General features: G+C 46.9%; 14 protein-coding genes and 1 pseudogene. 9 read left to right on the forward strand and 6 right to left on the reverse strand.

Annotated elements, in window-relative coordinates; all coding sequences use genetic code 11:
* Positions 1-7: 7 nt before the first annotated feature.
* From L0M13_RS03380 to L0M13_RS03395, 4 genes and pseudogenes are all read right to left on the reverse strand, one after another.
* Positions 8-844: a HAMP domain-containing sensor histidine kinase gene (locus L0M13_RS03380; protein WP_235198292.1), complete on the reverse strand. Its 837-nt coding sequence runs from the start codon at positions 842-844 to the stop codon at positions 8-10.
* Positions 805-1392 (reverse strand): hypothetical protein, encoded by a 588-nt coding sequence (locus tag L0M13_RS03385; RefSeq protein WP_235198293.1) that lies wholly within the window; start codon positions 1390-1392, stop codon positions 805-807. Before L0M13_RS03385 ends, L0M13_RS03380 begins: the two co-directional genes overlap by 40 nt.
* On the reverse strand, positions 1389-2060 hold the full coding sequence (locus L0M13_RS03390) for a response regulator transcription factor (RefSeq protein ID WP_235198294.1): 672 nt from the start codon (positions 2058-2060) through the stop codon (positions 1389-1391). The genes L0M13_RS03385 and L0M13_RS03390 overlap by 4 nt, the downstream gene beginning before the upstream one ends.
* Before the next feature lie 66 nt (positions 2061-2126).
* Positions 2127-4222: pseudogene (locus L0M13_RS03395) on the reverse strand (MMPL family transporter).
* Between the two features lie 208 nt (positions 4223-4430).
* Here L0M13_RS03395 and L0M13_RS03400 point away from each other — a divergent pair.
* The 3 genes from L0M13_RS03400 to L0M13_RS03410 all read left to right on the forward strand — a co-directional run bounded on the left by L0M13_RS03400 (position 4431) and on the right by L0M13_RS03410 (position 6988).
* Positions 4431-5033, forward strand: coding sequence for a type 1 glutamine amidotransferase family protein (locus tag L0M13_RS03400; protein WP_311195621.1), 603 nt, complete (start codon positions 4431-4433; stop codon positions 5031-5033).
* A 638-nt stretch (positions 5034-5671) separates the two neighbouring features.
* Positions 5672-6001, forward strand: a complete 330-nt coding sequence (locus tag L0M13_RS03405; RefSeq protein WP_235198295.1) for an ArsR/SmtB family transcription factor — start codon at positions 5672-5674, stop codon at positions 5999-6001.
* Positions 6002-6037: 36 nt separating this feature from the next.
* Positions 6038-6988, forward strand: a complete 951-nt coding sequence (locus L0M13_RS03410; protein WP_235198296.1) for a cation diffusion facilitator family transporter — start codon at positions 6038-6040, stop codon at positions 6986-6988.
* Positions 6989-7053: 65 nt separating this feature from the next.
* On the opposite strand, the gene L0M13_RS03415 is transcribed toward L0M13_RS03410, so the two are convergent.
* Positions 7054-7314, reverse strand: a complete 261-nt coding sequence (locus tag L0M13_RS03415) for a hypothetical protein (RefSeq protein ID WP_235198297.1) — start codon at positions 7312-7314, stop codon at positions 7054-7056.
* A gap of 65 nt (positions 7315-7379) precedes the next feature.
* Positions 7380-7721, reverse strand: coding sequence for a hypothetical protein (locus L0M13_RS03420; protein WP_235198298.1), 342 nt, complete (start codon positions 7719-7721; stop codon positions 7380-7382).
* A gap of 290 nt (positions 7722-8011) precedes the next feature.
* Here L0M13_RS03420 and L0M13_RS03425 point away from each other — a divergent pair, with 290 nt between their 5' ends.
* The 6 genes from L0M13_RS03425 to L0M13_RS03450 all read left to right on the forward strand — a co-directional run bounded on the left by L0M13_RS03425 (position 8012) and on the right by L0M13_RS03450 (position 14668).
* Positions 8012-8278: a response regulator gene (locus L0M13_RS03425; protein ID WP_235198299.1), complete on the forward strand. Its 267-nt coding sequence runs from the start codon at positions 8012-8014 to the stop codon at positions 8276-8278.
* Positions 8265-9575, forward strand: a complete 1311-nt coding sequence (locus L0M13_RS03430) for an AraC family transcriptional regulator (protein ID WP_235198300.1) — start codon at positions 8265-8267, stop codon at positions 9573-9575. The genes L0M13_RS03425 and L0M13_RS03430 overlap by 14 nt, the downstream gene beginning before the upstream one ends.
* Complete coding sequence (locus L0M13_RS03435) at positions 9535-11343, forward strand: sensor histidine kinase (RefSeq protein ID WP_235198301.1); 1809 nt, start codon at positions 9535-9537, stop codon at positions 11341-11343. The genes L0M13_RS03430 and L0M13_RS03435 overlap by 41 nt, the downstream gene beginning before the upstream one ends.
* Positions 11344-11491: 148 nt before the next feature.
* The gene (locus L0M13_RS03440) at positions 11492-12784 is read left to right on the forward strand and encodes an ABC transporter substrate-binding protein (RefSeq protein ID WP_235198302.1); all 1293 of its coding nucleotides are present in this window, start codon (positions 11492-11494) and stop codon (positions 12782-12784) included.
* 112 nt (positions 12785-12896) lie between these two features.
* A complete protein-coding gene (locus L0M13_RS03445) occupies positions 12897-13844 on the forward strand; it encodes a carbohydrate ABC transporter permease (protein ID WP_235198303.1) in 948 nt (315 codons plus the stop codon).
* Entirely contained in the window at positions 13841-14668 is an 828-nt protein-coding gene (locus tag L0M13_RS03450; protein ID WP_235198304.1) for a carbohydrate ABC transporter permease, read from the forward strand. The genes L0M13_RS03445 and L0M13_RS03450 overlap by 4 nt, the downstream gene beginning before the upstream one ends.
* The last annotated feature ends 113 nt before the right edge of the window (positions 14669-14781 follow it).

The following is a 14781-nucleotide window of genomic DNA, read 5'->3' on the forward strand; positions in this document are numbered from 1 at the left end:
CCTCCTATCAAATTTCATCTAACGCGAAGCGGATCGTGAACGTGCTGCCGACACCGACTTCACTGTTAACGTCAACCACTCCATGATGCAAAGCGACAATCTGTTGGACAATGGATAGCCCAAGTCCCGTGCCGTCTTTTTTGCGGGCGGCATCGACCCGGTAAAAGCGGTCGAACAGCTGGCCGATTGCCGGTTCGCTGATTCCGATGCCGCTGTCTTTAAACTCCACAACCACTTCCTGCTCGAATGATTGCAGGGTGATTTCAATGCTGCCTCCGGGTTTATTGTACTTAATGGCATTGGTCAATAAATTCTCCCAGACGTTTTCGAGCAGTTCCGCATCCCCAAAGAACGAAAGGGGAGCGAGCTTATAGGAAATGTCGATGTCTTCTTCTTCCAGGCGCCAGCGGTATTTCTGGACGACGCGTTTCAATTGTTCATCGAGCGGGAACGCTTTTTGTTTCATCGGATACGCGCCTTGGTCAAGCGAAGTAAGCAGCAGCAATTGCCGCGTCAAACTCGATAGCCGCTTTGCTTCCTGGTCGATGATGGCCGTGTAGGCGAGCCGGTCGCTTTCAGGCAGGTTCGGCGACGCCAGCAGATCCGCATAGCCCTGGATATTCATGAGCGGCGACTGGAAATCGTGCGACACATTGCTGATAAAGGATTTGCGCGCAAGATCGTTATGCTTCAATTGCGTCTGCATCAAGTTAAAGCTCTCCGACAATTGGCCGATTTCATCGTTTCGCGGGATATCCAGCGGATAATTGTAGTTTTCCTGCGCGATGTGTTTGGTCGCTTCGGTCAATTGAACAATCGGGCGGTCAATTGCCGGGCGAGCCAAATCATGCCGGCAATGCTGACGATCGCAATGGCCAAGACAAAAGCGATCAACACCGAATGGATATCAGCGCCGACCAATTTCGTATCTGGACGGATAAAGAGCCCATACGCACCACCTTCAAAAGTGAAAGGCACCCCGACGGTATTATGAAGCTGGTTGGTAAAATGGGCAATCATGAAAATCCTGCTCGACAAATTGTCGAGACCCTTATAAATTTTGCCATCCGTCAAGACGCGCTCAGCTTCCTCCGGCAATGCATTATTGTCAAAAGCGTCTCCGTAAAAGGTCTTTTGCCCAGTACTGTCAACGATGGCTATTTGATAGCCGAGATTCGACACCGACTCCAGGTAGCTGTTAAAACTGTCTTGGGAATGCGGCGCCATATTCAGGCTGGAGACAATTTCTTCTGCAATATCAAGATTCTGTTCGGTTGCCTGTTCTTTCATGACCGTCAAATAGAAGGCGTTCGCCAATGTAAAGCCGATCACAACGGCAACGAGCAAAATGAACAAGGTTGCAACGATAAACTGGCGGTATAAAGTTTTCATTTCGGTGCCTCAAGCTTATAGCCGATGCCGCGAAGCGTATGGATTTCAACATCGGCCCCGTAGCGTTTCAGCCGGTCGCGGATACGGTTGATATGCGTATTCAAGGTCATTTCGTTGCCATCGTGGTCTTCGCCCCAGACGTATTCCATCAAAAGGGGACGCGGCGTCGCCTGATTGGCGCGCGACACGAGAAGCGACAGCAATTCGAATTCCTTCAGCGGCAAGATCAAGGTTTCATGGCCGATCGCCACTTCGAAATTGCGGCGGTTGATCGACACATTGCCGGCCTGCAAGTTTTCCTGCACCGCGCGTTCAGAACGCCGCAGCACGACCGCTACCCGGAACAGCAATTCCTTCGGTTCGAACGGTTTCACCATATAATCTTCGGTACCTGATAAAAAGCCTTTTTCTTTGTCTTCCAATTGGCCTTTCGCAGTCAATAAAATCACCGGTATTGCCAAGTCCTGTGTCAAAATACGGGTCAATTCAAAGCCGTCCATGCCGGGCATCATCACGTCGACAATCGCCAAATCGACTTGGACTTCCTCCAACAGCAATAAGGCTTCTGCCGCATCGTTGGCACGGAACACCATATAGCCTTCTTTTTCAAGGTGGATCACGACCAATTGCTGGATATATAAGTCGTCGTCAACGACCAGTATTTTCATTGAGAATCCTCCTGTCAGTAAAAAGTCCGGCGCATACGCCGGCCGGACTCTCTTATTATGAAGGGTTTACTTATCTTTTTCAAAAAACAATATCAATGCTGGAAGCAGCATGCCGCGCACCAAGAACGTATCGATCAAAATACCGATCGAAACCATGAAGCCGAAAACGAATAAGTCGGCGATTGGCATCGTCGTCAAAGCGGCGAATGTTGCAGCCAAGATGATGCCGGCAGAAGAAATGACGCCGCCAGTATTCCGAATGGCGATTTCAAGGGCATCTTTGACTTTGTGCATTTTGCGTTCTTCCATGAAGCGCGAGACCAAAATGATGTTGTAATCTATGCCAAGCGCGACCAGGAAGATGAACGCATATACCGGAACGCGGTACTGATCGCTTCAAAGCCGAACAACACATCGACAAGGAAAATCCCGAGCCCAAGTGCCGATACATAAGACAAGAGAATTGTTGCCATCATGTAAATCGGCATTTTCCACGAACGGGTCAAGGCGAACAACAGCACGAGGATCAATAAAGTCTCGAGTATGACAATCTTATAAATGTCGCTGTTATTGACGATGCGTTCATCCACGAGTTTCGGTGTGATGCCGCCGAAATACGTATCGCCGTCAATAGACGCGTCTTCAAGCAAGGCGTCGCTGTTGCCGCGCAATTGCTCAACGAAATCAAGCGCTTCGGTCGAATACGGGTTGAGTGACAATGCAACACTGTATTTTACAGCGGTGCCGTCTTCCGTCTGTCCGGACAAACGGGCCGACGCAATTTCGTCATAAGCCGTCAATTGTTCAGAAAGGGCAGCCGCCGCTTCTTCTGAAATCGGTTCATCGCTTTCAACAAGCAAAGTGGATGGCGCGATTTCGCCCTTATCAAAATTCTGTTCGACAATTTCATAGCCAACGCGGACGGCATGTCTTCAGGGAATGATTTCACCGTATCAAATTCAAAATCAAGGTTCAGCACATTCAAAGCTGAAATGATCATCAAGACAGCGACAAGCCCACCGGATAAAAGGGGTTTATTGACCACAAATTTTGCGACCGGCCCCCAGATGCCGTGCTTCACTTCTTTTGCTTGGCCGTATTTCGGCACTTTCGGCCAGAACGCCTTGCGGCCGAATAGCGTGAAGAGTGCCGGGATCAATGTAATAGACGCAATCATGATGATGAATACAGCGGTTCCGAAGATCGGTGCAAAGTTCGCGTAATCGCGGAAGTCTGCAAAGAACAAGATCAACATCGCTGCAAGAACGGTACCGCCGGCGAAGAACACCGGTTCACCTGTTGCGCGCATGGCGTGTTTCATCGCTTCATATTTACTTTCATAATGATTCAGTTCCTCGCGGAAGCGCGAGAAGACGAATAGCGAGTAGTCGATGACTGCCGCAAACAGCAGGATGCTCATGATCGACGTCGTTTGGCTCGTCAATTCAAGTCCGGCTGATCCCATAAACGCCAATGTCTGGTTCACGACCTGGTACACAATGATGGTTGCAAGCAGCGGGATGAACGCGAGTAATGGCGAACGGTAAATCACGATCAGCAGGACCAAAATGATCAACACCGTCGCGATCAATAAAACAAAATCCGCTTCTTCAAATAATTTCACCGTGTCGCCGGCAATTCCAGCCGGTCCGGTGATGTAGAATTCCATATTGTCATAGCCAGCAGCAATGTCGCTGCCGATGTCAGAAGCTTCGTCGTTGATTTCCGCGAAGTCCGCACTGCCGAGTCCGGCTTCAAGCGTCATCGGGATGATCATCGTCGATTTGTCTTCAGAGAAGAATCCTTCAAGAGCAGGCGGGGGCAATTGGCTAATGTCGACAATCGAGTCGACTCCTTCAAGATTTGCCTCGGTGATGCTCGCAAGGATTTCCGTAGTGGCTTCGAGATCCACTTCGCCTTCGCTATTATGGAAGACTAAAATTCCCGGCGTCCCTTGATCGTTCAGGAAGTATTCCTTCAGTTTGTTGTCGGCGATGATCGATTCCGCATCATCCGGCAGCGATTGGAAATTCGCCACTTTGTAGTCGTTGAGGCGGGCCCATGCTGAGTCCGAGCATCAAGACCACCCAGAAAATCAACGTGATCGTCATCCCTTTTTTCGTCGAGACCCAATCCGTGATCGGGTTCAAAAATTTGTTCATCTTATGACACTCCTTTTCCAGTTTCAGAATCATACCTTCCATAGCATAGCTGACCAATATAAATTGAATATCAATTTTTCGTGGCAAGAATTTGAATAATAAAAGAAAGAATATTGTGTATAATTACGTTTCGAAAGTGGTATAATTTGAATGAATTAGAAAGTATGTTCGGCTTTGTGGAATCGATTTTTGAAAGGGAGCGATAGGAGTGGAGAAAGTTTTATTCGTGGTGCTTGAAGAATATGCGGACTGGGAAGCGGCATCCGTTGCAGCGGCGTTGAACGAAAAGCCGGAACAAGGGGAAAAGAAGTATGAAGTGAAAACCGTATCGCTGACGAAAGAGCCGGTGACTTCCATCGGCGGCTTCCGGACATTGCCGGACTACACACTTGATGAATTAGAAGATGATTTTGCCGGATTGATTTTGATCGGCGGAAATTCGTGGCGGAAAGAAGAAAGCAAACCGGTCATCGAGCTGGTGCACAAAGCGTTGGATGCAGATAAAATCGTTGGGGCGATTTGCGACGGAACGGTCTTTCTCGGCATGAACGGCATTTTAAATAGCAACGACCACACGAGCAATTATTTGCCGGAGCTGCAGGAAGCAGCTGGTGAAAATTACACAGGCGAAGGCCGCTACCTTGAACAGCAGGCTGTGCGAGACGGCAACCTCATCACAGCGAACGGCTCCGCCTATCTGGAGTTTGGAAAAGAAGTTTTAACGGCACTCGAATCGGCGCCGCAAGAAGAAATCGACGAATGGTACGATTTCTTCAAAAAAGGCTATTACGAATTTTACGCAAGCAAATAAGGGTTTATTCGCATGCAAAAGCATCCTTTAAAGGGTGCTTTTACAGTGTGTTGAAAAAGACAGAAACTAACTTAAGTTTCATTAAAGAATCTGATATTCCGCAAAACAGCTACGCTTTCCAGCGGGCTCACGCCCAATCCTCCTCGTTCGCTGCGCTCTCTGCGGTGTATCGGTCGACTCGCTAAGCCGCAGGAGTCTACGCTGTTTTGCTCCATATCTCTAGCACCGGTGCGGTTCCGGACTGGGCGGAGCAATAAGACGAGTGGTCTTCTCGGCTTATTGTGGGAGCCTTGTCCATAGCGCCGAAGTGCGGTTTATAGAAGCAGAAGCTCTAATTCAACGAGTTTCTTGACAACCTGCAACAGCATCCTTTTGAAGGGTGCTTTTTTGTCTGTCTGGGGGAGTCGGGAGTATTCAGGTGAAAGTTGAGAGAATCACAATAGAAGTTGGGAGTATTCAAGCGAAAGTCGGGAGTATTTCAAAAGGAGTTGGGAGTAAATCAACTTCAAGATCCATCAAAAAAAAATAAGCGCGGTAAAAGCTTATTCTCACTAAGGATGTTTGAAATAATCTATATATGAGTATATACTAATATATACATATAGAAGAGTCACCCGACAGAAAGCGAGGCGAAAAAGATGAAAGAAACCAACGACACAGCAGCGCTCGAACCTCATAACGATTTGGACGAGGAGACTTTATTCGTCGTGTCCCAGACTTTTAAAGCACTCGGCGACCCGACGCGGATCCGCATTTTGAATCTGTTATTCCAGCGGGAATATGCGGTCAATGACATTGCTGAAACTTTGCAGCTTCGCCAGTCGACGGTCTCGCATCAGCTGCGCTTCCTGAAGAATTTGCGGCTCGTGAAATACCGGCGGGAAGGCACGACTTTGTATTACTCACAGGACGATGATCACGTCATGAGCCTGCTCAAGATGACGATCGATCACGCCAGCCATAATTGAGATGAAAAATAAACGACAGCGGGGGAGGTTTTTCAGTTGGCGCATAACCATGACCACGGGCATGACCATACGCACGGAGCAAATAAAAAAGCATTGGTCATCAGCTTTATCATCATCACCACCTATATGGTAGTTGAAGCCATTGGGGGTTATTTGACGAACAGTTTGGCCTTGCTTGCGGATGCAGGGCACATGCTGAGCGATTCGATTTCGATGGGCATCGCGATTCTTGCATTTACGCTGGGCGAGAAAGTGGCAGATTACAGCAAAACCTACGGCTACAAACGCTTTGAAATTCTGGCCGCGGTTTTTAACGGCGTCACACTCGTACTGATTGCGCTTTATATTTTCTACGAAGCGTACCACCGCTTTGCGGATCCGCCTGAAGTGGCTTCCGGCGGCATGCTCGCGATCGCTTTTGTCGGGCTGCTCGTGAATATCCTGGTTGCCTGGATCTTGATGCGCGGAGGCGATACCGAAGAAAATCTGAATGTGCGTGCCGCTTTCCTCCACGTCCTCGGCGATTTGCTTGGTTCAGTCGGAGCAGTAGCAGCGGCGCTTCTCATCATGTTCTTCGGTTGGGGCTGGGCGGATCCGCTTGCAAGCGTGATCGTCGCTGTTCTTGTGTTGATCAGCGGCTGGCGCGTGACAAAAGATGCGGTTCATATCTTGATGGAAGGCACGCCGAAAAACATCGATCTCGATGACATCATCCAGACGATGGAAGCTGTGCCGGGGGTGGAAAGCATCCATGACTTGCATGCCTGGTGTATCACGAGCGGACACAATGCTTTGTCTTGCCACGCGGTCGTCGACGGTGAGTTGTCGGTGCAGGACAGCCAGAAAATTCTCCGGACGATTGAACACGAACTCGCGCATAAAGGAATTGGCCATGTGACCATCCAAATGGAAAACCGAAGCCATCCGCATGAAAATGAATTATTGTGCAAAAGCGAAGGCGAATCTTCTGTCCATCATGCACATTAACTCCATCAGAAAAATAAAAAACGCGTGGACCAGGAAATCACCTGGTCCACGCGTTTTTGTGTTGTTCATCGGAGCGCTTGATGCGCCAAATGCTCGTCTTCTTTTTTTACGTAGAAATCGTATTGCGCATTATTGGTTTCGGCAGCACGGACAAAAGGAATATCGCTGCCAGTCGACCCTAAGGAACTTGCATTTATTTTTCGTACGGCATCAAATGATACGCCGTGCATCTGGAGCTGATCGGCGGCACGGAAATACATATCGTGCCCGAACGCAGTGTGAACCAAACATTTCTTTTCGAAAAAGAGAAATCGGACCAGTCCCATGATGGAAAACCCCTTCCTGAAACAGCTTTATCCATTATACGGCTGAACCTGGAAAAGGTTTCTCTTTAAATGAAGGTCTCTTCTTCCGGCTGGCCAAGCTTATCGGTCAATGTCCGGTAAATATCCTCGAAATGCTTGCCTTCATACCACATCTCGTTATACGCAGCGGAACGGATGAGCGCTTCTTTGTCGGCTTTCACGACTTCGATCTGGACGGTATTGCTGCGCCCTGTTTCGTCGATTTCCCGGCGTTTCTCTTCGATGAAAGCAGCAGAGTTCGGCTGCTCGTATTCTTTGAAAGCTTCTACCACTTCATTGAAAACCGTAATCGTGTCTTCCTCACTTCGAAACAGCCAGAAATAATCTTTCTTTTCCTGCGCTAACTGCAAGTTCAATTGATAATGCATATGCGTTCCTCCTCGGTTCATAAAATCTGCAATGTAGTCATTCTATACCCGAAACGCAAGCGGTGAACCCTTGTTCTTTAGAATAGAAGAAGGCCCATAAAAGCAATTCAATCCTCTATTTTCTGCTTGAGCAACAATTTTTACTGCTTAAGCAAGGAGCTGGAAAATCCGATTTAATGACATGATTTCATGAAAAGATGGTACTATGTCTGTAGATTATCGAAGCGGGCAAGGGATGGCAGCTTCGAGAGAAAAGTTTCAAATCAATCGCATGCAAAGGGGGCAAATTCATGGGGGAAGTGTGCAGAGTTCTCATTGTCGATGATGAAATGCTCATTAGGCAAGGAATCATCAATTACATTGATTGGGAGCAAGAGGGATTTCAAATTGTAGCGGAAGCATCTAACGGCAAAGAAGCGCTGCAGATGATGGCAGAGTTTTCTCCGCATATCGTCATCACGGACATCGTCATGCCGATCATGGACGGCATCGATTTAGTGCGGGGAAGGCAAGAACGCATTTCCGGATATCGAATTTATTGTTTTGAGCAGTTTTGAAAACTTCGATTATGTACGTTCCACGTTTCAGAACGGAGTTGCCGATTATATATTGAAGCCGAAGCTGAACGGAGAAGAGTTGCTGAAGAGCTTGAACAAAATCGTGGACCGGATTCCAGGCCTTCAGAATGGAGCCGCTTTGATAGAGCCGAGTCGATCTGTTGAAGAAATGTTAGAGCACCTCATCCTCGGATACGACTCGGCGGTGGATAAAGCGAGTTTGTCTGCCGTATTTACCAATAGCCAGTTTGCGTTGATCGAAATCCATGCAAAGAATGGAGATCAACCTAAATGGAAAGGCCAGCTCGAGCCGCTTCTTCCAGAAGGAACAGCCGTGTTTTTAGCAGCTTCCAATGAAGCGGATACAAAGATTTTGCTTAATTTCAGTCCGCATCAGTTCGGGGACATCAAAAAGGCCATTGCCGATGAAGCGGCCAAACGCAGCGGAGTGTCATGGTTGGTCTGTGAACCGTTCCAGGCGATTGATGAGTTGAAAAAAGTTCATGATGAAAGTTTAAAGAAAATGGAGAAATACCTTTTTTACCTGCCGGACCAGACCCTATTCCTCTACGATGAACTGCCGGCAGAAAAAGCGAAACAAGCGAATTTCGATTTGAACCATTTTATCGAGTTGGTGAAAGATCGTCTATTCAACGCAGCTTTCGACTATCTGAAAAGCCACATCGAGTATCTGGCGGGGCGATACAGCAACGACAGTTTTGAATTCAAATCGTTTTTAGGCAATATCATATTCAATATTATCGTCTTATTAGATAGCTTGAAATACGATACCCAAGAGCTCGAACGGAATAAATACAGTTATTTCACGAACATCAATGAAGCGGAAAATGTGGAAGAAGCGGTGGATGAATTCCACCGGTTTTTAGAAGAAGTGCGGAAAATCATGATGCTGCACGGAGGTTCTGATGAACAGGCCAATAACCTGGATAAGATTCTTTCGTATATTGAACAGCATTACACAGAGCCGCTCCGGCTGTCGGAAATCGCTGCCCATTTCCACTTTAATGCGTCGTATTTGTCCTCTTATTTCAGTACGCACCATAAAGAAGGGTTCAGCGAATACTTGAACCGCATCCGGATCAAGAAGTCGATGGAATTGCTGGAAAACAGTCCGGTGACCATCTCGAACATCAGCGGCATGGTGGGCTATTCGGATCATAGCTATTATTGCAAAGTGTTCAAGCGCATTACGGGGATGTCTCCGGGAGCTTACCGAAAGGAGTACCATGCCGACCATGAAAATGAAGCAAAAGGCCTCGCGCATCTTAAGAAATAACAGCCTGTTCATCAAGATGTTTCTAATCATGGTCGTCAGCATTGTGGCAGTTTCACTTTTGATCACTTTCAGTTCGATTCGCATGTCTTCCGATTTGTTCATGGACACTTTCAGCATCTCCAATACGAAAGCGCTGGAGCAGATCGAAACGCGTTTTGAAGATTACAGCTTTGCTATTGTCAGTGCAACAAACGAAGTCCAGAACAACGGCACCATCAAACGGGTGTTGACGCAAGAAAACGAGAGCGCCATCGAAACGTCGAAATCTTATCATGACATCAGCCGACAGATTGAACGCATTTACCCGACAGTGGAATCCTATGACACCAATATGATTGTGCTCGGTGAAAATGAGCGGCTCTACAATATGAATTATTCGAATTGGCCGGTTTCCTGGGAAGTGCTGCGCAACCATCCGATTACCAAACGGACGGTAGAAGAGCCCAACCGGCTGCTTTACCAGTTCATGCCGTCCACTTCCTTCAATGACAAGCCGATGATTGTCGCAACCAAAGCGCTGATGGAAAGGTCGACCGGCGAAATTTACGGTGTGCTTTACTTTCCCATCCGCGAAGAGGATTGGAAGCGGCTTTACGAAGGCTACACGAGCACGGAAAACGAAGTGCTGCTGGTCAACCAAGACGGGAAAATCGTTTCGAGTAATAAAGACGAAATGATCGGCGATCTGGAACCGGAGCTGTTAAAGCTTGCTCAAGAAGTCGAAACGGAAGAATTGGATTTAAAAGAAGTCGAGTTTCTTGAAACGAATTATTTGCTGATGTCGCAGTATTTGCCGACTTATGATCTGTATTTAGTCAACTTGGTCGACAAAGGTGCAGTCTTGGCCAATTTGATCAATACGAAAGAAATTCTGCTTATCAGCCTCGGGATTGTGCTCTTCGCCGTCGTCATCGTGTTCATCATTTCAAGGAGAATGACAAACTCGATCAGCCGCCTAGTCAAACAGATTTCATCCATGGCGAAACACGATTTTAATCGGCCAATCGCAGAAACCGGCGGCTACGAGGCGAAGAAAATCGCCAATGCTTTCAACTCGATGCTCAGCGAATTGCAGGAGTATGTCGACTTGGTAGTGCAAGCACAGCAAAAGCAGCGCAGTGCAGAACTCATGGCGCTTCAGCATCAGATCAATCCGCATTTTCTGTACAATACCTTGGCATCGGTGAAATTCATGGTCCAGCAAGGCAAAAAGGAAAAAGCGACAGACATGATCCATGCCTTGATTTCTTTATTGCAAAATGCCCTGAGCAATGTGGACCAGACCATTACGGTCGAGCAGGAAATAACGGATCTGAAAAATTACGTGCTCATCAATCAGGCCCGGTACGGCGACGGCATCAAAGTGAATTTCTTCGTTTCTCCTGATTGCCTGGACTGCCAGGTGCCGAAACTGATTCTTCAGCCCTTCATCGAAAATGCGTTCTTCCATGCGTTCAATGAGAAAAAAGAAGGATTCGTCCAAATTCTGATATCCCAAAAACGGGGCAGCCTGTTATGTGAAATTGTCGACAATGGCGATGGCATGGAATTGAAAGGCGACCACACAAAAGAAGATATGAAAGAGAAACGCCACCTGTTCAGCGGGATTGGCATCCGCAATGTCCATGAACGCATCCAGATGATTTATGGAGGACAATATGGCGTAGAAATATCGAGCGAAAAAGGCGAAGGCACAAAAGTCAAAGTGGAATTGCCGATTCAAAAGCTGGATACTTCCGTGAAATCCAATGAAATTACCAGTATCTAAGAATAGTCCAAGAAGTATTCAGTGAAGTTTGAACTATCTAAAAATTTTCGGATAAACATCTAAAGATTGTGCTAACAATCTTTTTTTTATGTCGTTATACTGTATGAAAGGTGCAAAGTTAAGCGCTTACAAAAAAGGGGGATATTAAATGAAGAAGGTTTATCTTATGCTCGTATTGCTCGTCGGATTGGCAGTTTTGGCAGCTTGTTCTTCAGGGGATGAAGAAGCAAACAGCGGAAGCGGATCAGAAGGTTCATCAGGTACAGACAGCATTACCGCTTGGGCTTGGGATCCAGCATTCAATATTGCAGCTCTTGAAAAAGCGAAAGAAGCTTACGACGGCGACGTTGAAGTGAAAATCATTGAAAATGCACAAGACGATATTATTCAAAAACTCAACACTGGGCTTAGCTCAGGTACGACAAAAGGGATGCCGAATATTGTCCTGATTGAAGATTACCGTGCACAAAGTTTCTTGCAGGCGTATCCGGATGCATTCCATCCGTTGACGGACGTGATCAACTCGGATGACTTTGCAGACTATAAAATTGCAACAACAAGCTTTGACGGCGAACAATACGGATTGCCATTCGATTCTGGCGTAGCTGGATTGTACGTCCGCACAGATTATCTTGAAGAAGCAGGCTATACACCAGAAGATCTTACGGACATCACGTGGGATGAATACATTGAAATCGGAAAAAAGGTAAAAGAAGCAACAGGCAAGAACATGCTGACATTGGATCCGAACGATTTGGGCCAAATCCGCATGATGATCCAGACAAACGGTTCATGGTACGTAGATGAAGACGGTTCTACACCAAACCTTGAAGGCAACGAATCACTTGCGAAAGCATTTGAAACGTATAAAAAGATGATGGATGCAGATATCGGCAAAATCGTTTCTGACTGGAGCCAGTTCGTCGGAGCATTCAACAGCGGCGATGTAGCCAGCGTTCCAACAGGAAACTGGATTACGCCAAGCATCAAGCAAGCTGAAGACCAATCAGGAAAATGGGCAGTCGTGCCGATGCCTCGCCTTGATATGGAAGGCGCAGTCAATGCCTCGAACTTAGGCGGCAGCTCATGGTATGTCTTGAACGTAGATGGCAAAGAAGAAGCGGCAGACTTCATGCTGCAAACATTCGGTTCAAATGCGGATCTTTACCAAACATTAGTAAAAGATATCGGTGCTCTTGGAACATACTCAGCAGCAGCTGAAGGCGATGCTTACGCAGTAGAAGATGAATTCTTCGGCGGACAGCAGCTCCTGACAGATCTATCGACATGGACAGATGAAATTCCAGGCGTTAACTACGGTCTTCACACATATGCGATCGAAGACATTTTAGTAACGGGAATGCAGGATTATTTGAACGGCACAGAGCTGGCAACCGTACTTGAAAACGTACAATCTCAAGCAGAAGCGCAGCTGAAATAAGCGAAGGAAAACAAACAAAGCCTTGAGTTGCCGCTAACGGATTGGTAGGAGTGCTTTCCCACTTGCCAGCCAATGCGCAGCTCAAGCTTTTTTTATAGGAGGAATGAGAAGTATGAACCAGCCATCATCAGATAAAAGCAAACTGGATCTCCCGGTAAGCTTGCGCTACAAAGAGACCAAACGCGAGAAAACAGGTGTGTTCTTCAAGAAAAAAGTCGGTTGGTTGTTTGTTATTGTCTCCGTCATCGCCATCACCATCTTCAACTTCTACCCTATGGTCCAAGCCTTTCTCTTATCATTCCAATCCGGAATGGGCGGCAATCTCGAATATACGGGGTTGGACAACTGGCAGCGATTATTCAGTGATCCAACATTTATCGCAGCGCTAACCAATACATCAATTTATCTATTGATCCAAGTTCCCTTGATGATTGTATTGGCGTTAATTTTCTCGGTTCTGTTAAATGATCCTAAATTGAAATTCAGAGGCTTTTTTAGAATCGCGATTTTCTTGCCGTGCGTCACTTCACTCGTGGCCTATTCGGTCATCTTCAAATACCTTTTCGGTGTAGATGGCATCATCAACCAGTTCTTGCTGAATTTCGGCTTCATCTCTGAAACCATCAACTTTCTGGCCGATCCTTTCTGGGCAAAAGTGGTCATCATCCTTGCGATTACGTGGAGATGGACAGGCTATAACATGATTTTCTATTTGGCGGCTTTGCAGAATGTCGACAAATCGATTTACGAAGCAGCAAGAATTGATGGAGCAAATGCGTTCCAGCAATTTTTCCAAATCACCATTCCGATGCTGAAGCCGATCATTTTGTTCACATCGATCACTTCGACGATCGGGACATTGCAGATTTTCGATGAAATCGTCAACATCACAAACGGCGGACCCGGAAATGCGACGATTTCCATTTCGCAGTACATCTACAACCTTTCCTTCGAATTTACGCCGGACTTCGGATACGCTTCAACCGTATCGTATGTCATCGTAATTCTCGTCGTGATTCTTTCCATTATTCAATTCAGAGTGGCAGGTGAGAAGAAATGAAAAATTTGAAAAGAATCTTTATCTACACATTCCTAAGCCTGGCAGCGCTCGTTTCAATTTTTCCGTTTCTTTGGATGCTCGTCAGCATCACCAATAAATCAGTCGATGTGACGCAAGGGCGTTTGATCCCTGGCACTCATTTGATCGAAAACATGAAGACTTTATTCGCCACGGTGGATATTGTACCGGCTTTGGCAAACTCCGCAATTATCGCCGTCATCACGACGGTATTGACGCTATTGCTGGCATCGCTTGCCGGCTACGGATTTGAAATCCACCGCAGCAAAGGAAAAGACATCGTCTTCAATATTTTGCTCTTGTCGATGATGATTCCGTTTGCAGCAATCATGGTTCCGCTTTACCGTATGTTCGGCAGCATCAGCGACACAGCGCCTCTGATCGGCATCGATTCGCTTGGGGCGGTCATTTTACCGACGGCGACCACCGCGTTCTTCATCTTTTTCTTCCGCCAGAACACCAAAATGTTCCCGAAAGATTTGGTGGAAGCAGGAAGAATCGACGGCTTGAGTGAAATCGGCGTGTTTTTCCGGATTTACATGCCGACAATGAAAACAACGTATGCGGCAGCGGCCATCATTACATTCATGAACAGCTGGAACAATTATTTATGGCCATTGGTCATTTTGCAGTCACCGGAAAAACGCACCATTCCATTGCTGATTTCCAACTTAGGATCGAGCTATTCACCGGACTACGGCGTCATCATGTCCGCCATCGTCATCGCGACTTTGCCGACAGCGCTCGTATTCTTCCTCATGCAGAAGCATTTTGTTGCCGGCATGATGGGATCGGTAAAAGGTTAAGCTGCATTGTAACTACCGATATTTTTTAAGTTTTACAGCAAGGAAAATACACTCGCTTTTATTGACTGGTTTACTTAGCGCCGGAGCGGTCAATAAGCGAATGAATGATCAAC

Source organism: Planococcus sp. 107-1 (genome assembly GCF_021513255.1).
In the GTDB taxonomy this organism is placed as follows: domain Bacteria; phylum Bacillota; class Bacilli; order Bacillales_A; family Planococcaceae; genus Planococcus.

Bases quoted from the DNA above. Each gene is read 5' to 3' on its own strand.
- L0M13_RS03385 (WP_235198293.1), bottom strand. From the start codon at position 1,392: ATGAAAACTTTATACCGCCAGTTTATCGTTGCAACCTTGTTCATTTTG.
- L0M13_RS03390 (WP_235198294.1), bottom strand. From the start codon at position 2,060: ATGAAAATACTGGTCGTTGACGACGACTTATATATCCAGCAATTGGTC.
- L0M13_RS03405 (WP_235198295.1), top strand. From the start codon at position 5,672: ATGAAAGAAACCAACGACACAGCAGCGCTCGAACCTCATAACGATTTG.
- L0M13_RS03415 (WP_235198297.1), bottom strand. From the start codon at position 7,314: ATGGGACTGGTCCGATTTCTCTTTTTCGAAAAGAAATGTTTGGTTCAC.
- L0M13_RS03420 (WP_235198298.1), bottom strand. From the start codon at position 7,721: ATGCATTATCAATTGAACTTGCAGTTAGCGCAGGAAAAGAAAGATTAT.
- L0M13_RS03425 (WP_235198299.1), top strand. From the start codon at position 8,012: ATGGGGGAAGTGTGCAGAGTTCTCATTGTCGATGATGAAATGCTCATT.
- L0M13_RS03435 (WP_235198301.1), top strand. From the start codon at position 9,535: ATGAAAATGAAGCAAAAGGCCTCGCGCATCTTAAGAAATAACAGCCTG.
- L0M13_RS03440 (WP_235198302.1), top strand. From the start codon at position 11,492: ATGAAGAAGGTTTATCTTATGCTCGTATTGCTCGTCGGATTGGCAGTT.
- L0M13_RS03445 (WP_235198303.1), top strand. From the start codon at position 12,897: ATGAACCAGCCATCATCAGATAAAAGCAAACTGGATCTCCCGGTAAGC.
- L0M13_RS03450 (WP_235198304.1), top strand. From the start codon at position 13,841: ATGAAAAATTTGAAAAGAATCTTTATCTACACATTCCTAAGCCTGGCA.